The sequence below is a fragment of the Bacillus sp. 3103sda1 genome, from assembly GCF_024159135.1.
Taxonomy (GTDB): Bacteria; Bacillota; Bacilli; order Bacillales; family Bacillaceae_G; genus Bacillus_A; species Bacillus_A rhizoplanae.
In genome coordinates, this window is record NZ_JAMYWS010000001.1 from 1,070,379 (window position 1) to 1,095,477 (window position 25,099).

20 protein-coding genes and 2 pseudogenes are annotated in these 25,099 nt (G+C 37.3%); 17 read left to right on the top strand and 5 right to left on the bottom strand.

The features are described from left to right. The first annotated feature begins 11 nt into the window (after nt 1-11). The 4 genes from NKR74_RS05410 (at nt 12) to NKR74_RS05425 (ending at nt 6,140) form a co-directional block, all read left to right on the top strand. Nucleotides 12-2,339, top strand: a complete 2,328-nt coding sequence (locus NKR74_RS05410) for a DUF6359 domain-containing protein (RefSeq protein ID WP_375337693.1) — start codon at nt 12-14, stop codon at nt 2,337-2,339. Between the two features lie 265 nt (nt 2,340-2,604). Continuing rightward, nucleotides 2,605-3,177, top strand: coding sequence for a TetR/AcrR family transcriptional regulator (locus tag NKR74_RS05415; protein ID WP_098306043.1), 573 nt, complete (start codon nt 2,605-2,607; stop codon nt 3,175-3,177). A gap of 184 nt (nt 3,178-3,361) precedes the next feature. Then, nucleotides 3,362-5,710 (top strand): YhgE/Pip domain-containing protein, encoded by a 2,349-nt coding sequence (locus NKR74_RS05420; protein WP_253628885.1) that lies wholly within the window; start codon nt 3,362-3,364, stop codon nt 5,708-5,710. A gap of 202 nt (nt 5,711-5,912) precedes the next feature. Further along, the gene (locus tag NKR74_RS05425; RefSeq protein ID WP_253628886.1) at nt 5,913-6,140 is read left to right on the top strand and encodes a DUF2187 family protein; all 228 of its coding nucleotides are present in this window, start codon (nt 5,913-5,915) and stop codon (nt 6,138-6,140) included. Nucleotides 6,141-6,284: 144 nt separating this feature from the next. Here the strand turns inward: NKR74_RS05425 and NKR74_RS05430 are convergent, their stop codons facing one another. Together NKR74_RS05430 and NKR74_RS05435 are read right to left on the bottom strand one after the other, a co-directional pair. Next, nucleotides 6,285-6,812, bottom strand: coding sequence for a DinB family protein (locus NKR74_RS05430; protein WP_253628887.1), 528 nt, complete (start codon nt 6,810-6,812; stop codon nt 6,285-6,287). Between the two features lie 93 nt (nt 6,813-6,905). Next, nucleotides 6,906-7,850, bottom strand: coding sequence for a helix-turn-helix transcriptional regulator (locus tag NKR74_RS05435; protein WP_253628888.1), 945 nt, complete (start codon nt 7,848-7,850; stop codon nt 6,906-6,908). A 217-nt stretch (nt 7,851-8,067) separates the two neighbouring features. On the opposite strand from NKR74_RS05435, the gene NKR74_RS05440 reads away from it, so the two are divergent. After that, nucleotides 8,068-9,081 (top strand): LacI family DNA-binding transcriptional regulator, encoded by a 1,014-nt coding sequence (locus NKR74_RS05440; protein ID WP_253628889.1) that lies wholly within the window; start codon nt 8,068-8,070, stop codon nt 9,079-9,081. Between the two features lie 40 nt (nt 9,082-9,121). On the opposite strand, the gene yhfH is transcribed toward NKR74_RS05440, so the two are convergent. Further along, on the bottom strand, nt 9,122-9,250 hold the full coding sequence (gene yhfH / locus NKR74_RS05445; RefSeq protein ID WP_253628890.1) for a protein YhfH: 129 nt from the start codon (nt 9,248-9,250) through the stop codon (nt 9,122-9,124). 190 nt (nt 9,251-9,440) lie between these two features. Between yhfH and NKR74_RS05450 the strand changes: the two genes are divergently transcribed. From NKR74_RS05450 to NKR74_RS05470, 5 genes are all read left to right on the top strand, one after another. Next, complete coding sequence (locus tag NKR74_RS05450) at nt 9,441-10,175, top strand: MBL fold metallo-hydrolase (RefSeq protein ID WP_098306057.1); 735 nt, start codon at nt 9,441-9,443, stop codon at nt 10,173-10,175. A 9-nt stretch (nt 10,176-10,184) separates the two neighbouring features. Further along, on the top strand, nt 10,185-11,174 hold the full coding sequence (gene lplA, locus NKR74_RS05455) for a lipoate--protein ligase (protein WP_098306060.1): 990 nt from the start codon (nt 10,185-10,187) through the stop codon (nt 11,172-11,174). 135 nt (nt 11,175-11,309) lie between these two features. Beyond that, nucleotides 11,310-12,842, top strand: a complete 1,533-nt coding sequence (locus NKR74_RS05460) for a fatty acid--CoA ligase family protein (RefSeq protein ID WP_253628891.1) — start codon at nt 11,310-11,312, stop codon at nt 12,840-12,842. Between the two features lie 91 nt (nt 12,843-12,933). After that, on the top strand, nt 12,934-13,869 hold the full coding sequence (locus NKR74_RS05465) for an ATP-grasp domain-containing protein (protein WP_253628892.1): 936 nt from the start codon (nt 12,934-12,936) through the stop codon (nt 13,867-13,869). Nucleotides 13,870-14,007: 138 nt separating this feature from the next. After that, entirely contained in the window at nt 14,008-14,913 is a 906-nt protein-coding gene (locus NKR74_RS05470; protein WP_098306066.1) for an AraC family transcriptional regulator, read from the top strand. A 311-nt stretch (nt 14,914-15,224) separates the two neighbouring features. Here the strand turns inward: NKR74_RS05470 and NKR74_RS05475 are convergent. Further along, nucleotides 15,225-15,808 (bottom strand): annotated as a pseudogene (locus NKR74_RS05475) (SCO family protein). 152 nt (nt 15,809-15,960) lie between these two features. Between NKR74_RS05475 and NKR74_RS05480 the strand changes: the two are divergent. Then, complete coding sequence (locus NKR74_RS05480; protein ID WP_098306070.1) at nt 15,961-17,217, top strand: M48 family metallopeptidase; 1,257 nt, start codon at nt 15,961-15,963, stop codon at nt 17,215-17,217. A 163-nt stretch (nt 17,218-17,380) separates the two neighbouring features. Here the strand turns inward: NKR74_RS05480 and NKR74_RS05485 are convergent, their stop codons facing one another. Continuing rightward, entirely contained in the window at nt 17,381-17,596 is a 216-nt protein-coding gene (locus tag NKR74_RS05485; protein ID WP_098306072.1) for a spore germination protein, read from the bottom strand. A 210-nt stretch (nt 17,597-17,806) separates the two neighbouring features. On the opposite strand from NKR74_RS05485, the gene NKR74_RS05490 reads away from it, so the two are divergent. From NKR74_RS05490 to aceA, 6 genes and pseudogenes are all read left to right on the top strand, one after another. Continuing rightward, complete coding sequence (locus NKR74_RS05490; protein WP_253628893.1) at nt 17,807-18,292, top strand: DUF1648 domain-containing protein; 486 nt, start codon at nt 17,807-17,809, stop codon at nt 18,290-18,292. 147 nt (nt 18,293-18,439) lie between these two features. Continuing rightward, nucleotides 18,440-19,660, top strand: a complete 1,221-nt coding sequence (locus tag NKR74_RS05495) for a DUF5667 domain-containing protein (RefSeq protein ID WP_253628894.1) — start codon at nt 18,440-18,442, stop codon at nt 19,658-19,660. Nucleotides 19,661-19,735: 75 nt separating this feature from the next. Further along, the gene (gene sigI / locus NKR74_RS05500; protein WP_253628895.1) at nt 19,736-20,452 is read left to right on the top strand and encodes an RNA polymerase sigma factor SigI; all 717 of its coding nucleotides are present in this window, start codon (nt 19,736-19,738) and stop codon (nt 20,450-20,452) included. Then, a pseudogene (locus NKR74_RS05505) lies at nt 20,452-21,316 on the top strand (anti-sigma factor domain-containing protein); the annotation flags it as partial. The gene sigI and the pseudogene NKR74_RS05505, both read left to right, overlap by 1 nt. A 458-nt stretch (nt 21,317-21,774) precedes the next feature. Next, complete coding sequence (aceB, locus tag NKR74_RS05510) at nt 21,775-23,364, top strand: malate synthase A (RefSeq protein WP_253628896.1); 1,590 nt, start codon at nt 21,775-21,777, stop codon at nt 23,362-23,364. 72 nt (nt 23,365-23,436) lie between these two features. After that, nucleotides 23,437-24,714, top strand: a complete 1,278-nt coding sequence (gene aceA / locus NKR74_RS05515) for an isocitrate lyase (protein WP_098306082.1) — start codon at nt 23,437-23,439, stop codon at nt 24,712-24,714. Nucleotides 24,715-25,099: the final 385 nt, after the last annotated feature.

Below are 25,099 nucleotides of genomic sequence, written 5' to 3' on the forward strand. Positions count from 1 at the left end.
TTTTTTCACTCGTGTTCGTTGTGTTAGTAACAGATATTGTAGCGAAGGCTGAACAGGAACAAGTATTAACTGTTGATGAAGCAATTCAATTGTTTCAGCAGCAAGGAAAGAAACAAGCGGTTGTAGAGGGGTATATTGTTGGATACACGCAAAATCCAGGTAAATATACGAAAGACCCAGCGAAATTTGGAGATACAAATGTTGCAATTGCTGCTTCTCCGAATGAAATAAACGCGGATAAAATTATGCCAGTTCAGCTTCCAATAGGTGAAGTTCGTAAAGCAGTGAATGTAAAAGATCACCCAGAAAATATAGGGAAAAAAGTGCGTTTAACAGGTACGTTAGATAGTTATTTTAGTAGTCCAGGGTTAAAATCTGTTACAGCTTATGCGTTTCAAGATAATGAGAATCATAAGGTGAGCGATGTAATCGCTAGCCCAAATGGGGGCGAAGTAGAAAAAGGAACAGCTGTAACATTAACAACAGCAACAGAAGGTGCTGCTATCTATTACACATTAGATGGATCGAATCCAACAGCTCAGAGTATTCTTTATAATGAACAAATTGTACTTAATGAAAATAGTGTCATTAAAGCGATTGCAGTGAAAGAGGGATTTGAAGATTCTCGCATTGCAACATTCTCGTTTACGATTGTGAAAAATGACCCTATTCGCATTCATGATATTCAAGGGAAATCGCACGTTTCTGCTTATGATGGAAAAGATGTAAAAGTCGTTACAGGTATTGTTACACAAGTAGATAAATATGGATTTTATATGCAAGATCCGCAGCCTGATGAAGATCCAGCTACTTCAGAAGGAATTTATGTTTATAAAAAAGATGGGGGCGTGAAAGTAGGCGATCTCGTTTCTGTAGATGGACAAGTAGAGGAATTTATCGGACCAGGATATGCAGAACGTTTTGAGACAGATTTATCGATTACAGAAATTAAAGCAAAGCAAGTTACAATTAAAGCGAGTAATCAAAAATTGCCAGAAGCAGTTGTATTGGGAGAAAACGGTGTAAAAATACCAGACACAGTTATTGATAATGACGGATTCGGTATGTTTGATCCAGCAGAAGATGCAATTGATTTTTATGAAAGTTTAGAAGGAATGGTTGTAACACTGCCACAACCAAAAGTGATTGCACCGCAAAAAAACGGTAATTTATATGTAACGATTGCTAATGGCAGTCAGAAAGTAACGACAAAATTCGGGACGCCGCTGCTGCAAGCTGACAATTTAAATCCAGAGCGCCTTTCCGTTAAGGTCGCACGTAATTATGTAGCAAAAGCAGGAGATCAACTTCTTGGAGATGTAACAGGTATAGTTGGTTACGACTACGGAAATTATCGTATTGCTCCAATAGGAGAGCTTCCAGCGCTGCAAGATGGTGGGTTTAAACAACTTGGTGCAAATATTCAACCGCGCCTTGATAAACTCACAATTGCGACATATAACATTGAGAACTTCTCAGCAAATATAAAAGAAACATCTGATGAAAAAGTAAGACGTCTTGCTTACGCAATTAAATACAATTTAAAGATGCCAGATATTATTGGTGTTCAAGAAATGCAAGATAACAATGGAACAATCAATGACGGTACAACAGATGCATCACTTAGTGCAAAACGTTTAATTGATGCGATTCAGGAAATTCGCGGACCAAAGTATGAGTATGTAGAGATTGCACCAGAAAACAATAAAGATGGCGGTGCACCAGGAGCAAATATTCGTGTTGGTTTCTTCTATAATCCATCTCGTGTGAAATTAGCACAAAAGCCGGTTTTACTTGAGAAAAATGTTGTACGAATTGGAGAAAACAATCCATTATTTGACGATACACGTAAACCGTTAGCTGCTGAGTTTACGTTCCAAGGCCAAAACATCGTTGTTATTTCCAATCATTTAAACTCTAAATTAGGAGATGCATCGCCGTTTGGAAAAATCCAGCCGCTTGTACTAAAAAGTGAAGCAAAACGTGTGCAACTTGCTGAGGAAGTCAATGGTTTCGTAAAAGGTATTCAGGGGCGACATACAAATGCACCAGTTGTTGTAGTCGGTGATATGAATGACTTTGAATTTTCAAAACCAATGCAAGCATTAAAAGGCGACATTATGAAAGAAATGCTTGAAACAGTTCCGCAAGAAAATCGTTATACGTATATTCATGATGGAAATGCACAAGTGTTAGATCATATTTTCGTTACGAATAACATTGCACCGCATACAATTGTTGATCCAGTTCATTTAAATGCAAATGTCATGGAAGAGGATGGACGCATGAGTGATCATGATCCGGTACTTGCACAAATTGAGTTAAAGAAAGCTTCATAAGTGAAAGATAAAGCGAAACTTCCATCAGTGGGAGTCTTACTGCCCGTTCATGCGGGATAAAACACACTCGTCTGTCGTACAGACGAGTGTGTTTGTTTACTTTTGTTATTTTTTGATACAATGAGGGATAATGAATTTTATTTTTTAAGGAGTAATGTTGAATTTCCGTTAAAAATAAAACTTGAAAACATTGGTAAGCTATGGTAATATCATATTCGTACTGATTGACTGAAATGTTCATTTAGTCATTATTGGAGGTGACAACATGGCAATTGATCGAAAACGAGCAATTATTGAAGCTGCAACAAAATCTTTTTCTGCTTTTGGTTATAAAGCAACAACAATGGATCAAGTTGCAAAACTTGCAAATGTTGGAAAAGGGACGATTTATACGTTTTTTAAAAATAAGGAAGAGCTGTTTGGTGAAATCATTTCAAATTTAATTACCGAAATGAAGCAAGTCGCAGAAACGGCAATTGATTCGAATGTATCATTTTTTGAAAATGTACATCGTGCCTTATATAGCATTTTAGAATTTCGTAAAGAACATCAGCTTACGATTAAGCTCATTCAGGAAGAGCGAGATATGGGCACAAAAGAAGTGCAAGATGTTATGCGGCAATTGGATTCTGAAATTATTACATTTATTAAGTCTTATCTTGAAGTTGCAATTGCAAAAGGTGAAATTATGGCATGTGATCCAGAAATTACCGCATTTATCATGTATCGCCTGTATGTATCGCTTATTTCTGACTGGGAAAAGTATCACGAACCGTTAGAAAAAGAGCATATCGCTGAACTTTTTGAATTATATTTATTAAAGGGATTGTCAAAATGAGATAATCCTCTTATTATTATAAAATATGACCAAATGAATGGTTTAGTCATAAGTTGGTGAGGATGGAATTGTAAGAAGATAGCAACACATACGAGAAGATGAATTGGTCGTTATTTTCTTCTTTTTTTTGCAAAAAATGACTAAATGAACAAAATGGTCAATAGTTTAAGAGGAGAGTGAAACAATGAGAGGATTTAAACTGCTTGGAAAAGAGTTTGCGACGATTATTAAAAGCAAAAAAATCTTAATTCCAATTATTGCAGTATTATTTATTCCAGTATTGTACGCTGGTATGTTCTTATGGGCGTTTTGGGATCCATATAGCCAATTAGATGATTTACCAGTTGCAGTTGTAAACCTTGATGAAGGTGCAGTATATAATGGAAAACCGATTGAAGCCGGTAAGGAACTTGTTGATAATTTGAAAGAAAATAAAAGCTTCAAATGGGAGTTTGTCAGCGACAAAAAAGCAAAAGAGGGAATGGACGATCGTAAATATTACATGACGATCCGCATTCCAAAAGATTTCTCTAAAAATACAACAACATTGTTGGATGAAAACCCTAAAAAATCAAAACTAGAGTACATTCCAAATGAAAGCTTAAACTTCTTATCTTCACAAATTGGTGGATCAGCCATTCAAAGTATCAAAAGTGAAGTAGCAAATTCAGTAACGAAGACGTATGCTGAGACAATGTTTGATTCATTAAAAGATGTTTCTAAAGGTTTTGCTGATGCGAGCGAGGGAGCGGGTAAGCTTCATGATGGTACGAGTCAATTGAAAGACGGCTCACAGAAAATCACAAATGGCTTAGGTGACTTATCTAAGAAAGCGAATGATGGATTGGACCAATTAGCAAATGGTTCTAATCAAATTACGAATGGCTTAGGTGAGTTAAATAGTAAAGTAAGTGCTATGCCGAGTGGAGTGAATCAGTTATTAAATGGTTCACAACAAATTACAGGTGGTCTAAATGAACTAGCTAATCCTAAAGGAGAATTGCAATCAAGTTTAGGACAGTTATTGGGTGGTTCACAACAAATTACAAATGGATTAAATCAGTATACTAATCCACAAGGTGACTATCAATCTGGATTCAAAGCAGCTCAAAAAGGTGCACAAGAGGTAAGCGCAGGTGCTTCGCACCTTTCACAAGGGGTATCCGAATGGAAGAAACAAGCAGATCAACTGAGTAATGTTGCAGAGCAAACAGCAGGAGGAGCTCAACAGGTTTCAAAAAGCTTAGCGGATTTAAATGAACAAATTAAAAATTTACCAGAAGAATATAGAAAACAATTACAGCCTGCTGTTCAAGGAATAATGGAAGGCAGTCAACAAGTTTCTAAAGGTACAGCAGGAGTTGCACAAGGCGTAGAAGGGCTAGCTGGAGAAAAAGGAGCTGGAAAAATTGAAGCCGGAGCAACACAACTTGCAAGTGGAGCTGGCCAGTTAAATGATGGAATCAATCAGCTATCGGAAAAATCAATAGCTGGTTTAAATCAGTTGGCAACTGGATCAGGGCAAATAACAGGAGGACTAGGCCAGCTAGTAGATTCAAAAGGGAAATTCCAAACTGGCTTAAATCAATTAGCCACTGGATCAGGACAATTAACAGGCGGTTTAAATGAATTAGCAAGTCAATCCGGCCAATTAATAAGTGGAGTAAGTGCTTTACTTGACGGTTCACAACAAATCTCAGGTGGTTTAGGTCAATTCGTAGATCCAAAAGGGGATTTCCAAAGTGGTTTAACTCAATTACAAGAAGGTTCTGGTCAAGTAACGAATGGATTGGGCGAAGCAAACGACGGTTCAAAAGAACTCGCAACTAAACTTGGCGAAGGCGCTAAAGAAACAAGTGAAGTAAAAGGCGACGAGAAGAAATATGACATGTTCTCTGCTCCGGTGAAAGTGAAAACTGAGAAGGAAGCAGAAGTTCCAAACTACGGAACAGGCTTTACACCGTACTTCTTATCTCTTGGTTTATTCGTTGGGGCATTGTTATTATCTATCGTGTTCCCATTACGCGAAACAGTTGGTATACCGAAATCAGGATTTAGCTGGTTTATTAGTAAGTTTGGTGTACTTTTAGCTGTTGGTGTAATTCAAGCACTTATTGCAGATGCGATTTTACTGCTTGGGTTAGGTGTTGAAGTACAAAGTGTTCCATACTTCATATTGTTTAGTATTATTACAAGCTTATCATTTATTGCGTTAGTTCAATTCTTAGTAACGACTTTCAGCGATGCAGGACGTTTTGTGGCGATCTTGACATTGATTATACAGTTAACAACAAGTGCTGGTACATTCCCGCTTGAGTTAATTCCAAAACCATTGCAAATATTTAACGCATGGTTCCCAATGACATATTCTGTATCAGGATTTAAAGCAGTTATTTCAAGTGGAGATTTCAGCTTTATGTGGCACAATGCAGGTATTTTAATGATCTTTATCGTTCTGTTATCACTTGGAACAATTGGAACATTAACTTGGATGCATAAGCGCCAATTCGGAAAATTTGCGGAAGCAGAATAAATGAAAAATCCTAAAGGCTTGTAGCCTTTAGGATTTTTTATATGATAGAGAGTGGTTTTCATGTATATCTGCATATTTGTTTGCATTTTCAGGGATTTTTTGCATAATTAGTAATAAAGCGTATTGTTATGAAGGAAGAATGGGCGAAAAAGCCGAAACAACTATAAAGAAAAAACATAAAGTACATATAGGAGGTTTTAATATGGAAAAAATGAACAAAGTAAACATTGGGGATTATGTTCAGTTTCCTTATCGTGATAACCCATCCTTAAAATTAACTGGATACGTAGTAAACATTTTAATAAATACAGTTGTTGTAGATGTTTCAGAAATGTTAAAGAATGAAGAGCATCCAGATATCGAAGCTCGCCAAGTGGTAAAACATAATCAGTACAAGAAAATAGAAATTTCGAGAGATAATGTTTCATGATGAATACGATAAACATTCTCCATTAGAGAAAATAAAATTTGAAAGCCCTTTTAGTAAAGACTCCTAGTCTCTTCAAAAAAAGCTAGCAAAGTGCTAGCTTTTTTGTATTTTGGATAACGATATGTTGTAGTAAAAGAGAAATTTTTACCCGTTAACGTGTAATGAATCGAGTCTTTCTTTTTGACGAAGATGATGCTGAAAATGCATATAAATAAGTTGAAACCATTCCGTTGCGTTTAAATAACCTAAGCGTGGATGCTCTACTTTATAATCGTTTGAAATAGCTGATAATCTTGGTTCAATTTCTTTCATTTTTTCGATAAGTTGTAACAGGCCTTGTTTAATGTCTTCTTTATTCGTTGGATTTTCTGGTGTATATCCAGGGCGATCAGGTACTTTAATTTGGATAGGAGGAAATGCTCGCATTGTGTAAATTTTTTCTCCGGCGTCTGTTTTATCCCCGCCAATAGTAGCTGTTTGATTTGCACATTTTTCAATAGCTGCTATTTGCATATGGAAGGCTGATAAAATTAGATGATTGTACATTTGTCCAAGTGACCATTCTTCATCGGAAGGTTTTTGTATAAATAGTTCTAATGGGTACTTCTCCAGCTCTTTTATATAGTATGTTGCTAACTCTTCAAACTTCTCCAAAACTATACTTGTTTTCATGTTACATACTCCCTTTCTTCTTATCATTAAGTTCTTCTCTTAATTATAAAGAAGTATTGCTGACACCATTATGTCAGTAGTAAAAATGAAAAATTACATATTTAATATATTTTTTGCTTCCTCTTTTATTCTTTCTGCAAGCATGGGTGGTTCTAATACTTTTACTTTGCTTCCCCAGCTAAATACCCACTGGAAAATTTCATCTAGCTGTCTTACTTTTAGAAAAACATGGAGACCATCTTCTTTTAGGGCATATGTATCTATATAAAAATAACGGGTTTCTATTACTTTATGGAAAACAGAATGTTGAAACACAAGGTGAATAGTTACAGTACGATTATTTTCTGGTGTGTATTCTGGTAAATAAAAATTTTTCGGTTTTGTAAAGGTTTCCTTTTCTTGTATTAGATCGTTCATTCGATCTAAGCGAAAATGTCGTATTTGTTTCCGAAGTAAACAATAAGCAACAAGATACCACAATCCAGAAATGTTTACGAGGCCATAAGGATGAACGACTCTTTTTTCTTTTTGTGCTTCGGCTTGATTTGGTTTCCGGTAATAAAAAGAGATATTTATCTGTTTTTGGATGGATTCTTGTAAAGTAGAAATCTTCTGTTCCTGTTTAATTTCAAAGGTATTATGAGAAAAAGACGTAGAAAGGAAACGAAATGTGCCTCGTAATACTTTTACTTTTTTTTGTTGTTCAGCAGGGAGAATTGCTTCAAGTTTTTCCTTGGCAGATTGAGCGTGTATACGGAAATGGCTATGCAGATTTTGTTCAACATAATCACTGCCTAGCAAAAGGGTAACAGCTTCTTCTGGTTTTAAGTGGATTGGCGGTAGGAAATATCCTTCCATTAAAGAGTAACCTTGCCCTGGAACAGAGAGAATGGGGACACCAGATTCACATAGTGCTTGCATATCTCGATAAATTGTCCGCTTACAAGTTTCATATTTTTTTGCTAAAGCATCTGCTGTTACAATTTTTGTTCGTTGCAATTCCATAATAATGGAAAGTAAACGATCTGTTCGATTCATCTATACCATCCTTTTTTGATTTATAAGCTCTAGTTACAACATCAAAATATATTCGAACTATAGAGTGTTTTTTCCTGCAGTTATAAAGTTAATTGACTAGTTTTTAAGTTTTGCAATATCAATATAGTAATTTTCCTCTAAGGTGTCTTGCGGTTTCCAATTATATACTATATAATTCTAAATAAGAAAACGTTTTCATTCAAAGGGGGAGAATTTCGTGTCGACTATCGAGGACGTAGCGAAATTAGCGGGGTTATCAAGAACAACGGTTTCTCGGGTAATTAATAACCATCCGTATGTATCGGAAGAGAAAAAAAAGAGAGTACAATTAGCGATGAAACACCTTGGATTTGTTCCTAATTCTGCTGCGAGAAGACTTCGTAAGCAAAAGACGGAAACGATTGCAGTTTTGGTTCCGCGCGTGACAGATCCTTTTTTCAGTAAATTTATTGAGGCAATTGAAATTGTAGCTTCAGATCATAAATATAAACTGATTATTTGTCAAACAAGATATTTACCAGAAAAAGAGATGGAGTATTTACAATTGTTATCTACGAAACAAGTAGATGGAATTATTTTATGTTCACTTGAAAATCAGTGGGAGGATGTTGAGCCTTATTTACAACATGGACCAATTGTTTTATGCAATGAATATATTGAAGAAGCAAACATTCCAACTGTAAACTTTGATCATGCACAAGGAGCTTACATAGCAGCGAAGCATGTGTTAGATCAAGGATATCGTCATCTTGTCTTCTGTCGGGGGAAAGAGACAAAGGTGATAAATCAGCAAAGAAAAATGGGTTTTTTACGTGCTGTAACAGAGAAAAGCAAACAAGTTGAGTCGATTGATTTCATTGAAAGCGCTTACTCTGTTGAGGATGGAAAAAACATGTTTTATGAGCTTTTACAAGACAAAAAAAATCCTACCGCTATTTTGGCAGGGGGAGATGAAGTCGCAGCAGGAATTATCACAGAAGCAAACAAACACGACTGGAGCATTCCTGACGATTTAGCTGTAGTTGGTTTTGAGAATCAGTTCTTATCACAAATTACAGACTCAGGTATTACAACAATCGATCAGCCAATTGATGAAATGGCGCGTAAAGTTGTAGAACTGATGATGGATAAAATTCATACGAAAAATTATCGAAATAAAGAAGTGTACGAGTTTGAACTGGAGCTCTTGGTGAAAGGGTCAACGGTGAAAGGTACAATGATGCCAGCCTAGTAGATGATATCTGCTAGGTTTTTCTTATGTTTACAATCTATTATTCTTCGTTCGTACAATCGTCGCATTTGTTATGATACGCTTCGTGTTGCTCATCAATCTCTCTTCCGCATTGGGAACAAGTTTTTGCCGGTAAATTTCTGAAGAACTCCATTGGTTGATCCATCATGGTAAATCCCTCCATTTCCATTTGTTATTATTATTGTATTAGTACAAATGATTAAAGTCAACAACTGTTTTATAACAAATTTGAAAATAATGAAAATGTGTAGAAAATCCATTATAGTTAAGAATGGAGAATAGGAAGTTAAACAGAGCATGTAAAACAATGATTAATGGATTAGAAAGGATGAACACATATGAAAATGACAGTTGTTGGCTTTTGGGGCGGTTTTCCAGAAGCGGGAGAAGCAACGTCTGGGTATTTATTTGAACACGATGGCTTTCGTTTACTCGTCGACTGTGGCAGCGGTGTACTAGCACAGCTTCAAAAATACATAACGCCTTCTGATATAGATGCTGTTCTGTTATCACATTATCATCACGATCATGTTGCTGATATTGGGGTACTTCAATATGCTCGCTTAATCACAAGTATGACAAATGGTGTATTACCAGAACTGCCGATTTATGGCCATACTTTTGATGCAAAAGGATTTGCATCGTTAACACATACACCGTATACAAAAGGGGTTCCTTACAACCCAGCGGACACATTACAAATTGGTCCATTTTCCATTTCCTTCTTACAAACGGTGCATCCTGCTATATGTTTTGCGATGCGTATTACAGCTGGTGAGAAAACTGTTGTGTATACAGCAGATTCTAGTTACATGCCAAAGTTTGTTTCATTTGCACAAAATGCGGACGTATTTATTTGTGAATGTAACATGTATGCGCATCAAGATGGATCAAAAGCTGGGCATATGAATAGTACAGAAGCAGGAGAAATTGCAAAACAAGCAAATGTAGGAGAGCTGCTTTTAACTCATTTGCCGCATACAGGCAATTTATCTGATTTAGTAGCGGAAGCAAAACAAATTTTTAACGGCCGCACGGTGCTTGCTCATAGCGGTTACGTTTGGGAATCTTGAGGTGAAATGATGTTATTTATTGATAATAAAGGAATTACAGATCCAACGATTAACTTAGCGATTGAAGAATATTGTGTGAAAAACTTAAATATTAACGAAACGTATTTACTGTTTTACATCAATGAGCCATCTATCATTATTGGCAAGAATCAAAACACAGTAGAAGAAATTAATGCTGATTATGTACGTGAAAAGGGAATTCATGTTGTAAGACGTCTTTCTGGAGGCGGCGCTGTGTATCATGATTTAGGAAATTTAAACTTCAGCTTTATTACGAAAGATGATGGAGATAGCTTTAACAATTTCAAAAAGTTTACAGAACCTGTTACAGCAGCGCTTGGGAAATTAGGTATTAACGCAGAATTAAGCGGCCGTAATGATATTTTAGCGGAAGGAAGAAAAATTTCTGGTAACGCTCAGTTTGCGACAAAAGGCCGTATGTTTAGTCATGGTACGTTATTATTTGATTCAGAAATTGACCATGTTGTATCTGCATTAAATGTAAAAATGGATAAAATTCAATCAAAAGGAATTAAATCAATTCGCAGCCGTGTTGCAAATATTGCGGAGTTTTTAAATGAGAAAATTACAATTGAAGAATTTAAACAGCTCCTTTTAGAAAATATTTTTGAAGGGGAAAATGAAATCCCGACATACGAATTAACGGAAGATGACTGGAAAGAAATCCATAAAATCTCAGAAGAACGTTATCGGAATTGGGAATGGAACTACGGGAAGTCTCCAAAATTTAACTTGAAGCATTCACACCGTTTCCCAGTTGGACAAGTAGATGTTCGGTTAGAAGTACAAAAAGGTGTAGTCTCAGAATGTAAGATTTACGGGGACTTTTTCGGTGTTGAAGATGTGCATGACATCGAAGAGCGTTTAAGTGGTAAGGTATTTGATAAGGGAGCATTTGCTGAGGCGCTAGCAGATGTAGAAGTGCCACGTTATTTTGGTAATATAACAAAAGAAGATTTCTTATCTTTATTCTTTTAAGTAGATAAAAAAACAGCCATATCTTACGTATGGTTGTTTTTTATATTTGTTTGATGAAATGTAACTTGCACCCTTAATTTTCTTTTAATATAATGTATTTAGAATTTTTTAAATTTTATAAAAGGTGGGGGTTTTGTGAATCTCGTTCAATCATTAGCCGAAACGGTGAAAATGAAAGGGAACAAGCCGGCTTATATATTTCAGGATCAATCGGTCTCTTATGACCAATTTAACGAATTAGTCATTAAGTTTTCTAGTAGTTTAGCAAAAATGGGTATTGGCAAAGGGGATAATGTCGCATTAATTGTTGGGAATTCACCGCACTTTTTAATTGGTTTATACGGAGCAATGCGTGCAGGAGCCACCGTTATTCCAGTCAATCCTATTTATACACCAGATGAACTATATTACATTTTACAAAATGGAGACGTTAAAGCAATCATCACACTCGACATCCTTCTACCAGTTATGCAATCACTTACATCAAGACTTCCTTCCATCAAGAACATCATCATTTGTGAAACCTCAGCAAATTCAACTCATGAAGAAACTGAAAAAATGAAAACGTTTACGAATTTAGTAGTCAGCGGAGATCTCGCTTTTCAAGGTCCAGATATACAAGAAGAAGATGTTGCCGTTATTTTATATACATCTGGAACGACAGGAAAGCCAAAAGGAGCAATGTTAACACACAAAAATTTATACAGTAATGCAAGCGATGTTGCTTCGTATTTACAGTATTCAGAGCATGACCGTGTGATTGCAGCACTTCCGATGTTCCACGTATTTTGTTTAACGGTGGCAGTCAATGCGCCAATTGTAAACGGTGCAACAATTTTAATGTTGCCAAAGTTTAGCCCGAAAGAGGTATTTCGTATTTGTCGTACATACGAAGCTACGATATTTGCGGGTGTACCGACTATGTACAATTATTTATATTTATATGAGGATGCCAGTGCAGAAGATGTTCATACGCTACGTCTTTGTATTTCTGGCGGTGCGTCTATGCCTGTTGCCCTTCTTACAAACTTTGAAAAAAGGTTTGATGTTATTGTTTCGGAAGGGTATGGATTATCAGAAGCATCGCCCGTCACTTGTTTTAATCCGCTTGATCGTTCGCGTAAGCCTGGTTCAATCGGAACGAATGTTCAGAATGTGGAAAACAAAGTTGTAAATGAAATGGGTGAGGAAGTACCAGTTGGCGAAGTTGGAGAATTAATCGTTCGCGGCCCGAATGTAATGAAGGGCTATTACAAAGCGCCGGAAGATACAGCAGCAACAATTCGTGATGGCTGGCTGTATACAGGTGATTTAGCAAAAATGGATGAGGAAGGTTACTTTTATATTGTAGACCGCAAAAAAGATATCGTTCTTGTTGGCGGTTATAATGTTTACCCGCGCGAAGTAGAAGAAGTGTTATATATGCATGAAGCTGTTGCTGAAGTTGTTGTTATCGGTGTTCCAGATGAAAGTTTAGGTGAAGCAGTGAAAGCATATGTTGTACTAAAAACGAATACTGTTACAGTGGAAGAGCTTATGGCGTACTGTTCATTACATCTTGCGAAATATAAAGTACCGAGCAGTATTGAATTTTTAGAAGAACTTCCGAAAAATACGACAGGAAAGATTTTGAGAAGGGCATTAAAAGAGAAGGCGTTGCAAGTGTAGAATGAAAAGCTGTCATACAGACAGCTTTTTCTTTTTCCGTACAGAAAAAATAGTATAATGAAACTATTACATCTAGAAAGAGGGTATTTCTATGGGGAAAATTCACATTATTCATGAAAATAAAGAGTGGACAACTCATCTTATAAAAAGGTTGGAAGAACTTGGACTTCCATATGAAGAATGGCATTTAGACGAAGGTATTGTTGATCTTTCTTCTGTTCCGCCAGAAGGCGTATTTTATAACCGAATGAGCGCTTCTTCTCATACGAGAAATCACCGCTTTGCACCGGAGCTTACGGCTGCTGTACTTGCTTGGTTAGAACAACATAACCGAAAGGTGTTCAATGGAAGCAGAGCATTGCAACTTGAAGTAAGTAAAGTTGCACAATATATGGCACTAAACGCTCAAGGAATTCGTACACCAAAGACAATCGCAGCTGTTGGTAAGGATCATATTATAGAAGCGGCAGCTCAATTTGAAGGACGTCCATTCATAACGAAACATAACCGCGCTGGAAAAGGATTGGGAGTTCAATTGTTCCAGTCTGTTGCTTCTTTAAAAGATTATGTAGAAAGCGCAGCGTTTGAAGAGCCAGTAGATGGTATTACGTTGATTCAAGAATATATACAAGCTCCTGAACCTTATATTACGCGTTGTGAGTTTGTAGGCGGAAAGTTTGTGTATGCAGTTCAAGTCGATACATCGAAAGGTTTCGAATTATGCCCTGCTGATGCTTGTCAAATTGGAGATTTGTTCTGTCCAGTTGGCGAGAAAGCTCCGGAAAAACCGAAGTTTCAAATTGTAGAAGGATTTAACGACCCAATTATTCAAAAATATGAGGCTGTTTTGGCCGCTAACAATATAGCAATCGCTGGCATTGAGTTCATTCGAAATGCTGATGGTGAAATCTTTACTTATGATATTAATACGAACACAAACTATAATGCTGACGCTGAAGCAGTTGTTGGGAAGCACGGTATGTTAGAGATTGCGAAGTTTCTTGGCAGTGAATTAGAGAAATTATAATAGAGTGGGAAGAAAGCTGCTAATCGGTAGCTTTCTTTTTATTAAGAAGTTAAAAGTTTTATATAATAAAAGCAAAAAACATCAAGAAGAAAATTCCAGTTCCCTTTATGATAATACATATAAGGCAGGTGAACAGAGATGGAAAGTTATGAAATACAAATTCAAAAGGTAATAGATTATATTGAAGAAGATGTAATGGAAAAGCAAACATTAAAGAATCTGGCTCGTATTGCAGGATTTTCAGAGTTTCATTTCCACCGCGTGTTTCAAGCGTTAGTTGGAGACTCTGTAATGGAGTATGTACGAAAGAGAAGGCTGGCCCGGGCAGCTTATCAGCTTTCTCATACAGAGGAGAAAATTCTCGATGTTGCACTAGAGCATGGCTTTCAATCTCATGAAACGTTCACGCGGGCCTTTAAAAAGCTGTTTCATATGACGCCGAGTGCATATCGAAAGCAAGAGATTCGAACGCCGTTATATTCCAAAGTGAATGTGATGCAGCGGAAATTTAATCCGTATTTAGGAGGAATCCAAATGGAATTTCGTATAGAAACAAAGCCAGCTTTTCAAGTGATTGGGTATGAAATGAAGACAACAAGTAAAGAAGGACAAAATCTAAAAGATATCCCAGCGATGTGGGAAAAGTATTTGCAAAATAATTTGTCGGAAAATATTCCAAACCGTAAGCATACGAACGAATGTGTAGAATTAGGAATGTGTACAGATTTTAATTTAGAAACAGGGGAAATTACGTATATTATCGGAATGGAAGCAACAAGCTTTGATGGTGTATCAAGCGAGATGACGTGCCGTACATTCCCGGAAGCAACGTACGCTGTATTTACAACGCCAAAAGTTCCGCACGAAGAAATGGTAGCATCGATTCAGCAAACGTGGAATGCCATCTTTACAGAGTGGTTCCCGCATTCTGGCTACGAACATTCTGGCGTTGTAGAGTTTGAATTATATGATGAGCGGTGCCATGCAGATAAGCACGAGCTTGCACAACTAGAGATTTGGTTACCGGTGCAAAAGAAAAAGTAAAAAGAGACTGCTCCCCCAAGACACTTACTTGCCTCTGGGGAGCAGTCTCTTACTGTGTACGTATGTTGAATATTGCCGAAGCGCCGATATCGTATTATTTGTCTGTTGCAATAGAAGCAATATATATGGTAGGTTGCGATATTTTTCAACATAAAAATCGCTGCAATGCAGCACAAAAAATGACCTGCACTTGCTTTCTCTCTTTGTTTTAACTTCGCCAGTGGCAGGAAAAGGCCCTGACCGCTTCTAGGCATGGCCAGATGCTCTTACCCACCTAAAAAAAGGTTTTGTCGGTTTTTCAATTTGTATTTTTACATTTCCTCTTTAATTTTCTCTAACACTTGTTTACTATCAAACCCGCGTTCTCCCATACCAAATACTTCGATTAAACGATTGTTTTCATCTAGTAGATAAGAGTTTGAAGTATGAATGTAAAGGCCGCTTCCAGGATCGCGATAGCGGAAGTTAAAAGATTCGGCTAATTGTTTCGTTTCTTCTTCATCGCCGCGCAGCAGGTGCCAACCTTTCGTTTGTTTCATGTCAAACGTTTTGGAGTAATGTTCTAGCACTTCTTTCGTATCGTATTTCGGATCAATGGAATTGTAATAAATTCGATTTTTGTTCCGAAAACTTTCTCTTTCACAAGCTCATCTCGTAAATATTTCATTTTATATGTTGTAACAGGACAAATATCTGGGCATTTTGTATACATAAATTCTACTAATTTTAATTTTTTCGGTAATTGATCAAATGATACAGATGCGCCGTTTACATCTTCCATAACAATCCCCTTTGGTATTTCCGCTGATACTTTTCGGTAACTTGTAAAATAAAAAATTCCAATCCCGATTGCGATAATAAGTCCTAACGTAAAGGTAATATACAGTTTTTTCATTCCAATCCCCCCAATTTTATTTTATAAGAAAAGTCTGAAAAATGAGGAGGCATGAGTGAATATTACATGACAATTCATCGTATTAGCTTGTTCTATTTTTCGAGGAACGAACTACAATAATAATAGACAGGCAGCGATGAGGAGGAGAAAACATGCGAAAAGTGATGAGCTGGGCACTTTTTTTGTACGTGTTATTTGCTTTGTTTATATATTGGTATTTATTTGGATGGAATCATGAGATGATACCAGAAATGTACAAAGGAACGAGTGCAGATCCAGCAACATTTATGAATGCAAGGGAGCTGACACTTAGTCAAGATTACTCTCGGGTGAAAAATTTATTATTTTTCTTAGCGACGCCGCTGCAATGGATTGTTTTATTATTTGTACTCATTTTCGGTGTATCAAAGCGGTTTGAAAAATGGGCGAAAGATACAACAAAAGTACGGGTACTGCAAATTGCGATTTATTTGTTTTATTTATCACTTGTGACAACAGCGCTATCATTGCCGCTGCAATGGATTGGTCATCAAGTGTCTGTTGATTACGGCATTTCTACGCAATCAACGGCAAATTGGATAAAGGAACATGTGCTTGATTTTTGGATCAACTTTTTCCTTATGTTTCTCACGGTGTCTGTGCTATTATGGCTCATTAAAAAATATCCAAAACGTTGGTGGCTATATGGCTGGGCGCTCTCGGTTCCATTCACCATCTTTTTAACGTTCATTCAGCCGGTAGTTATTGATCCGCTATATAATCATTTTTCCACGTTGCATAATAAGGAGCTCGAGAAAAAGATTTTAACATTAGCAGATAAAGCAAATATTCCAGCGGAGCATGTGTATGAAGTGAATATGTCAGAGAAAACAAATGCGTTAAATGCATATGTAACGGGAATTGGCTCGAATTCTCGCATTGTTTTATGGGATACAACACTTGAGCAGTTAAAAGATAAAGAGATATTATTTATTATGGCACATGAAATGGGTCATTACGTGATGAAGCATATATATTGGGGCGTTGGAAGTTATATTGCCTTAACTTTCGTTGGCATGTACCTTATTAACCGCATTATTCAAGCGTGTATTCGTAAGTGGGGAGATACACTGCATATTTCTAAGATAGCTAGTTTCTCAGTTTTACCACTATTTTTTCTTATATCTTCCATGCTTTCCTTTGCGGTAAGTCCTGCAACAAATTACGTATCGCGCATTGAAGAGAGAGCGGCCGATCAATATGCATTAGACATGACGAAGGATAATCAGTCGGGGGTCAAAACATTTCAATATTTATCAAAGACGAGTTTAAGTCAGGTGAATCCGCCGGCTTTGGTGAAATTTTTCTTGTATACGCATCCTCCAATTTTTGAGAGAATTCATACGTTCGAGGAGTATAAGAGGAAATAATCGTTAAAAACAGCAATTGTTTATCCCGCTATTCGCGGGTAGTAAGACCCCACTGAGGGAAGTTTCACTTTATTAAGACCAAAATTCGAAAAGAACAAGTAGATGTCTATTATAAAGACTAGAATCTACTTGTTCTTTTCTTGTTACAGTTTAAATCACTAATTTACAGTGTGAATGTTATATCTTGATCACTTAGATCAGAGTCAAATACATTTGCGGTACTAACCCCATTAAAAATTTTTAGTGTTTTTGCTGCATTTGATGATCCAGAACCAAGGTGTTCTTTAATTCGGAATTGAGGATTTACATTGTATTTGTCACCTAAATTTACATTCCCATTACATTTTGAAATGATAATGCTGTCAACAATTGCAGGCATGCTCTCCACCTCTTTTTTATTTTTATCCTGATTGGACGGGTTTTCCATCAGTGGGGGATGAAAAAACCACTGAGGGAAGTTTCACTTTATTGTATGCTGTTTATTTTGAAAAAAAGTTTGTTCATAAAAATAAGTATAATGATAGGACATTCTTTTTTTTGTTTATGGAAAATATAGTAAAATAAAAATATGCAGCAAGGGGGGATAGAAATGAAAAAGATTGCTCAGAAAACAAATCTTGAAAGATGGTTAGATGGTTTGTCACTTATTGGAATAGTTGTGATGCTTATATATATTGGATTCATTTGGCCGTCTTTACCGCATAGGATTCCAACTCATTTTGGGTTAAATGGAGAAGCGGACGGATTTGGTGGAAAGGGGAATATTTTTATTCATCCAATTGTTGGCTTAGGATTATATGTATTATTTCATGTTTTAAGTCGTTTTCCTCAGTTATTTAACTATCCTTCCGATGTTACAGAAGAACAAAAACAACGATTGTATATTCACTCGCGTACATTATTAGGGTGGTTACAACTTGAGATTATAACATTTGGTGTATATAGTACTTGGGAAAATGCACAAATTGCAATGCAAAGGGAAGTTGGATTTCCTACTATTTCTTTTGTTATATTTCTCATTATATTATTTAGTACAATCATATTTTATATAGCTAGAAGTTTACGGATGATATGAAAAAATTACCCTTTAAATATGAATCTATGAAGAAGTTGACGAAATGTCAGCTTTTTATTTTTATAAAAAAATATTTTTTTGACCCCTATAAAACTTTCATTCCCTCCGAATATGTATAGTGAAGAAAGCAAATGGAGGAATAATTATATGAAAAAGGCACTATTAAAAGGTACTATGGTAACTATGATGGCATGCAGTCCGTTTCTAATGGGAACAGCAGCGTATGCTAGCGAAAACACAGACGCGGTAAAAACAACGGAAACAGAAAAACCATCTTTAGTACAAGGCGACTTCTTTTATTTCGTGAAAACGATGGTGGAAGATATTAAAATGGCTCTTGCGTCAAACGATTTAGAGAAGGCGAAGCTATTGTCTGAGCAAGCTGCGGAACGAATTTCTGAGGCGAGTGTACTAAACGAAAAAGGAAAAGATGATCTTACACAAGATACATTAGAAAAAGCGGCAGAGGACTTAGAAAAAGCAGATAAGCTTTCAGGTGAAGAGAAAGCGGAAACAGAAAAGCCTGCTGGTGAAGAGAAAGCGGAAACAGAAAAGCCTGCTGGTGAAGAGAAAGCAGAAACAGAAAAGCCTGCTGGTGAAGAGAAAGCAGAAACAGAAAAGCCTGCTGGCGAAGAGAAAACAGAAACAGAAAAGCCTGCTGGTGAAGAGAAAGCAGAAACAGAAAAGCCTGCTGGTGAAGAGAAAGCAGAAACAGAAAAGCCTGCTGGTGAAGAGAAAACAAAGACAGAAAAGCCTGTTAGCAAAGAAGAAAAAGAAGCAGCGAAAGTAAAAGTACATATCGGAAACAACATCGAAGCATTAGCAAAAGTGCTTGATAAAGTGAAAAATCCGAAAGCAAAAGCTGCAATTGCCAAAAATATAGAGAAGAGTTTTTCAAAGATTGCAGCTAAAATAGAGAAAGAACAAGAAAAACAAGCTAATGCTCTTGCAAAAGAAAGCAAGAAAGCAGATCAAAATACAGAAGTAACTCCAGAACAACCGGCACAACCAGTACAACCAGAACAAGTAACGCAACCAGAACAACCAGGACAAGCAACACAACCGGCACAACCGGCACAACCGGCACAACCGGCACAGCCAGCACAACCGGCACAGCCAGCGCAACCGGCACAGCCAGCGCACGCAGCACAGCCAGCGCACCCAGCACAACCAGCGCACCCAGCACAACCGGCACAACCAGCGCACCCAGCACAACCGGCTGTTTCCCATGAGAAGCATGAGCAATCAAACCAAAAGGGTCAAACAGAAAACAATGATCATCAAGGAAACAATAATCATCAAGGAAACGATGATCATCAAGACAACGGTAAAAAAGTTGGTCACGACAAGCAAGAAGATAAGCAGTAAGAAAATGTGGTATAATGGTCACTTCTTTAGTGACCATTTTGCTATTTGAAGCAAAAGGGGGGAGGGGGATTACTAGTGTTGAGTTTAATGATGAAAATCATAAAAAAACCGGCCATAGAAGATATAGTATTTGACATACAAAACAACGTAGGAGATAAGGAAGCTTTTATCGCACAGTATCGGCCCTTTATTCGAAAATCAATCTCGTCTGTCTGCCGCCGATATATTACGGAGCAGGATGATGAATATAGTATTGGGCTGTTTGCGTTTAATCAAGCAATTGAACAATATTCATATAAAAAAGGAAAATCTTTTCTTGCGTTTGCTGAGCTTCTTATAAAAAGAGATGTAATTGACTATATACGCAAGGAGTCTAGGCATAATCTCGTCTTTTTAAAAGAAGACCAGCAAGAGGAAATGGTAGAGATGCAGGCATCGCTTACGGAGTATATGAAAGAGATGGAAAACAGTAACCGTAAGGAGGAAATTCTTCATTTTCAAAGTGTACTAGACGAATTTAAAATCACATTTGTAGAGCTTGCTAAGGAATCTCCAAAGCATCGTGATACGCGAGAGCACTTAATAGAAATTGCAAAGATTATTATAAAAGAAGAGAAAATGATAGAAGAGTTGTTTCGAAAGAAAAAGTTACCGCTTAAACAAATTGAACCGCGTGTTAGGGCAAGTCGGAAAACGTTGGAGCGGCATAGGAAATACATTATTGCAATGTGTATTATCTTTGCAAACAATTATACATATATTCTTGATTATATAAGAGGGAGGGAAGAATGATGAATAAAGGGATTGTGATGGATATTAAAAAACATCGCGTAGTTGTTTTAACGCCAGACGGAGAGTTTATCACGTTTAAAAGAAAATCGCACTCTTATATGATTGGAGAGGAAGTCTCGTTTAACGAACAAGAACAAAGAGTACCGCGTTTTTCAATCCCTTCTTTCTTAAAGCCTGCATCGCTGCTTGTTGCTTGTTTTCTATGTGTGTTTCTGTTTTTCTACAACCAACCGGAAGAAAAAGCACTTGCTTATGTCTCTGTTGATATTAATCCAAGTTTAGAGGCGAGTGTAACAAAGGATCTTCGTGTTATAGAATTGCGAGCTTGTAATGATGATGGAAAGCGCATTTTAAAAGAAATGAAACGATGGAAAAATCAACCTTTACAGGACGTAGTACGTACCATTGTAAAGCAAAGTCAAGAGGATGGATACTTAACGAATGACAAGCAAGTTATGTTAACAGCTGTTACAAATGAAAAGTCGCTAGAACCGCAGTTGCAACAGGCTATGCAAGGGTTAAAGAAAGAGTATGAGACAAAACATGTTGCAGTCGTATATCAAGACAGTACTATGCAAGTGCGCGAGAATGCCCAGAAAGCAGGAGTCGGCACAGGTGTTTATATAGAGCAAGAGAATGAGAAGAAGAAATCGGTTGCTCCGCCGCCGCCGTCTAATCAGGAACAACAGCCTCCAGAGGTACAATCGCAACCAGAGTCACCACCGGATGCATCATCGAATTCGTCTTCTGTAAAGGAAGAAAAATACAAGGAGCAAGGGCAAAACGAACAAAAGCAATCCCAGGAACAGCAGCCCCAACAACCAAAAAGAAATAATGGGCATCAGCAAGAAAACAACGGTAAAGAGTATAAACAAGAAAATAAAGAATATAAACAAGAATATAAACAAGAAAATAAAGAGTATAAGCAAGAAAATAAAGGACATGAAAAAGCAGACAACGGGCATAAAAATGAGGACAAAAATGTTCCTGCTACGCAACATCAGGGGAAAGAAAAGAAAAATTCATAGAATATTTAAAAAGCATAGGGTGTCGTACACTCTATGCTTTTTATGTATCTTAAAATGATTTTCTCTTTTATAAAGTGAAGCTCCCATCAGTGGAGGTTTTACTGCCCAAAAGTAGCGAGGGAAATAATGATATTCTTATATTTTTTTATAAAGTAATACGCTAAGTAAGGATAAACCAATTTTTAAATGTTGTTAAAATATTCAAAAAACTCCTTCCCTTTCTAATTTTTTGTTATATAATATAAACATAAAAAATAAATCTGTTATAAAACAGTTTAAAAAGGGGATGCTAATATGTCGACGCAAACTTCACGGGTTACCCTCGTTGGAGAAGTATTACCGGCGTATTTGGAGATTTTGACACCAGAAGCACTCACGTTTATAAAAGAGTTGCATGAGAAGTTCAACGGACGTCGTAAAGCATTACTACAGAAACGAATAGAAAAACAAAAGAGAATTGATACAGGGGAGTTGCTGCATTTTTTAGAGGAAACTGCACATGTTCGAGCGGATGATTGGACCATTGCGCCGCTTCCGGATGATTTACAAGACCGCCGCGTAGAAATTACAGGGCCGGTTGATCGCAAGATGGTTATAAATGCTTTGAATTCAGGAGCACATGTATTTATGGCAGATTTTGAAGACTCTAATGCACCGACATGGCAGAATTCGATTGAAGGACAAATAAATTTACGAGATGCAGCTAAGGGAACGATTTCATATAACAATCCAAACGGAAAAGAGTATCGTCTTAATAAACAAACAGCTGTATTAATGGTGCGTCCGCGTGGTTGGCATTTACAAGAAAAGCATGTGTTAGTAGACGGTGAAGAAATATCAGGCAGCTTATTAGATTTTGGATTGTTCTTTTTTCATAATGCAAAAGAGTTAATCAAAGAAGGAAGCGGTCCATACTTTTACTTACCGAAAATGGAGAGTTATTTAGAAGCAAGACTATGGAATGATGTGTTCGTATTTGCACAAAAATACATTGGTATTCCAAATGGAACGATTAAAGCAACCGCACTTTTAGAAACGATTCATGCTTCATTTGAGATGGATGAAATTTTATATGAGCTTCGTGATCATTCAGCAGGGTTAAATTGCGGACGTTGGGATTATATTTTTAGCTTCTTAAAAACTTTCCGCAATCATAAACAGTTTCTACTTCCGGACCGGGCGCAGGTAACAATGAGTGTTCCTTTTATGCGCGCTTATTGCTTGCGCGTTATTCAAACGTGCCATCGCCGCAATGCACCGGCAATTGGTGGGATGGCGGCACAAATTCCAATTAAGAACGATTCGGCAGCGAATGAAGCAGCATTTGAGAAAGTGCGCGCTGATAAAGAGCGTGAGGCGTGTGATGGGCATGATGGGACTTGGGTTGCCCATCCGGGACTTGTACCTGTAGCGATGGAAGTATTTGATCGCATTATGAAAACACCAAATCAAATATATCGAAAGCGAGAAGAAATTAGTATAAACGAACAAGACTTATTAGAAGTTCCAATGGGAACGATTACAGAAGCTGGCCTTCGTACAAATATTAGCGTGGGGATTCAATATATTTCATCATGGCTAAGTGGCAGAGGAGCAGCACCAATTTATAACTTAATGGAAGATGCAGCAACTGCAGAAATCTCACGTGCGCAAGTGTGGCAATGGATTCGTCATGAGGAAGGAAAATTAGAAGATGGACGAAAGATTACGTTTGCACTAGTAGAACAGTTCAAAGCAGAAGAGTTAGTAAAAATAGAGCAAGAGATTGGCAGCGATCGTTTTGAAAAAGAACGATTTATAGAAGCTACGAAACTATTTACTACTCTTGTTATGAATGATGAATTTGTGCCGTTTTTAACGTTACCGGGGTATGAAATTTTATAAAGTGAAGTCTCCATCAGTGGAGTCTTACTGCCCGCAAATAGCGGGATAAATGAAGAAAAGGGGATGGAAGAAATGGTAAATGAAAGAGTACAACAGTTACAAGAGAGTTGGGAGATTGATAAACGCTGGAACGGGGTTACACGTCCATATTCTGCAGAAGATGTGATTCGTTTGCGCGGATCGATTGATATTGAATATACGTTAGCACGCCGCGGCGCGGAAAAGCTTTGGAATTCTCTTCATAGTGAAGATTACATTCATGCATTAGGAGCATTAACTGGGAATCAAGCAATGCAGCAAGTAAAGGCAGGTTTGCAAGCAATTTATTTAAGCGGCTGGCAAGTAGCAGCAGATGCAAATTTAGCAGGACAAATGTATCCAGACCAAAGCTTGTATCCAGCAAATAGTGTGCCGGCAGTTGTAAAGCGTATTAATCAAACACTGCAGCGTGCTGATCAAATTCAGCATATGGAAGGCAGCGGTGATATTGATTACTTTGTACCAATTGTTGCCGATGCAGAAGCTGGCTTTGGCGGACAGCTTAATGTATTTGAACTCATGAAAGGGATGATTGAAGCAGGAGCGTCTGGTGTTCACTTTGAAGATCAGCTTTCTTCTGAAAAGAAATGTGGTCATTTAGGCGGAAAAGTATTACTACCAACGCAAACAGCGGTGCGCAATTTAGTATCAGCACGTCTTGCGGCTGATGTAATGGGAGTACCAACGCTCATTATCGCAAGAACGGATGCAGATGCAGCTGATCTAATTACAAGTGATATTGATCCTGTTGATAAGTCGTTTATTACAGGGGAAAGAACACCGGAAGGATTCTTCCGTACGAAAGCTGGACTTGACCAAGCGATTGCGCGCGGCTTAGCGTATGCACCGTATGCAGATCTTGTATGGTGTGAAACATCCGAGCCAAATTTAGAAGATGCAAAGCGCTTTGCAGAAGCAATTCATGAAAAATTTCCTGGTAAACTATTAGCTTACAACTGTTCACCGTCCTTTAACTGGAAGAAAAAATTAGATGATAAAACAATTGCAAACTTCCAAAAAGAAATCGCATCTTATGGATATAAATTCCAATTTGTAACACTTGCTGGTTTCCATTCCTTAAACTACGGCATGTTTGAACTAGCGCGCGGTTACAAAGAGCGTGGTATGGCTGCCTACTCAGAACTGCAGCAAGCTGAATTTGCAGCAGAGCAGCACGGTTACTCTGCAACGCGTCATCAACGCGAAGTTGGTACAGGGTACTTTGATGAAGTAGCACAAGTGATCACGGGCGGAACTTCGTCAACAACCGCATTGAAAGGCTCTACAGAGGAAGAGCAGTTTACGCGATAATATAAAGTGAAACTTCCTTCAGTGAGGGGGTTCCACTGAAGGTTAGTTGAACCAATCGGGCTTTTACGGGCAGTTATCTCTCACCTATCTTCTTCGCTTTTTTCTCAATCTTGAGGTGGGGGTCTTACTGCCCGTTAATGCGGGATAAAGTGAAACTTCCATCAGTGGGGGCTTACTGCCCGCGAATAGCGTGATAAGAAAGAGTCAGCTTTCGAGCTGGCTTTTTTTATCGTTACAAATATTTCGAAATGTTAGAATGTAAAGTTTCGTATAAGGAAATGTTATTTTATACAGGAAGATTATGCTATTTAAATTTAGTATTTATAAAGATATATAAAAGGAAATTTTAATTTAATAATAAGAAATTGTAAAAAAAATGAAAATG

Bases quoted from the DNA above. Each gene is read 5' to 3' on its own strand.
- NKR74_RS05415 (WP_098306043.1), top strand. From the start codon at position 2,605: ATGGCAATTGATCGAAAACGAGCAATTATTGAAGCTGCAACAAAATCT.
- NKR74_RS05420 (WP_253628885.1), top strand. From the start codon at position 3,362: ATGAGAGGATTTAAACTGCTTGGAAAAGAGTTTGCGACGATTATTAAA.
- NKR74_RS05425 (WP_253628886.1), top strand. From the start codon at position 5,913: ATGGAAAAAATGAACAAAGTAAACATTGGGGATTATGTTCAGTTTCCT.
- NKR74_RS05430 (WP_253628887.1), bottom strand. From the start codon at position 6,812: ATGAAAACAAGTATAGTTTTGGAGAAGTTTGAAGAGTTAGCAACATAC.
- NKR74_RS05435 (WP_253628888.1), bottom strand. From the start codon at position 7,850: ATGAATCGAACAGATCGTTTACTTTCCATTATTATGGAATTGCAACGA.
- yhfH (WP_253628890.1), bottom strand. From the start codon at position 9,250: ATGATGGATCAACCAATGGAGTTCTTCAGAAATTTACCGGCAAAAACT.
- NKR74_RS05450 (WP_098306057.1), top strand. From the start codon at position 9,441: ATGAAAATGACAGTTGTTGGCTTTTGGGGCGGTTTTCCAGAAGCGGGA.
- lplA (WP_098306060.1), top strand. From the start codon at position 10,185: ATGTTATTTATTGATAATAAAGGAATTACAGATCCAACGATTAACTTA.
- NKR74_RS05465 (WP_253628892.1), top strand. From the start codon at position 12,934: ATGGGGAAAATTCACATTATTCATGAAAATAAAGAGTGGACAACTCAT.
- NKR74_RS05470 (WP_098306066.1), top strand. From the start codon at position 14,008: ATGGAAAGTTATGAAATACAAATTCAAAAGGTAATAGATTATATTGAA.
- NKR74_RS05480 (WP_098306070.1), top strand. From the start codon at position 15,961: ATGCGAAAAGTGATGAGCTGGGCACTTTTTTTGTACGTGTTATTTGCT.
- NKR74_RS05485 (WP_098306072.1), bottom strand. From the start codon at position 17,596: ATGCCTGCAATTGTTGACAGCATTATCATTTCAAAATGTAATGGGAAT.
- NKR74_RS05490 (WP_253628893.1), top strand. From the start codon at position 17,807: ATGAAAAAGATTGCTCAGAAAACAAATCTTGAAAGATGGTTAGATGGT.
- NKR74_RS05495 (WP_253628894.1), top strand. From the start codon at position 18,440: ATGAAAAAGGCACTATTAAAAGGTACTATGGTAACTATGATGGCATGC.
- aceB (WP_253628896.1), top strand. From the start codon at position 21,775: ATGTCGACGCAAACTTCACGGGTTACCCTCGTTGGAGAAGTATTACCG.
- aceA (WP_098306082.1), top strand. From the start codon at position 23,437: ATGGTAAATGAAAGAGTACAACAGTTACAAGAGAGTTGGGAGATTGAT.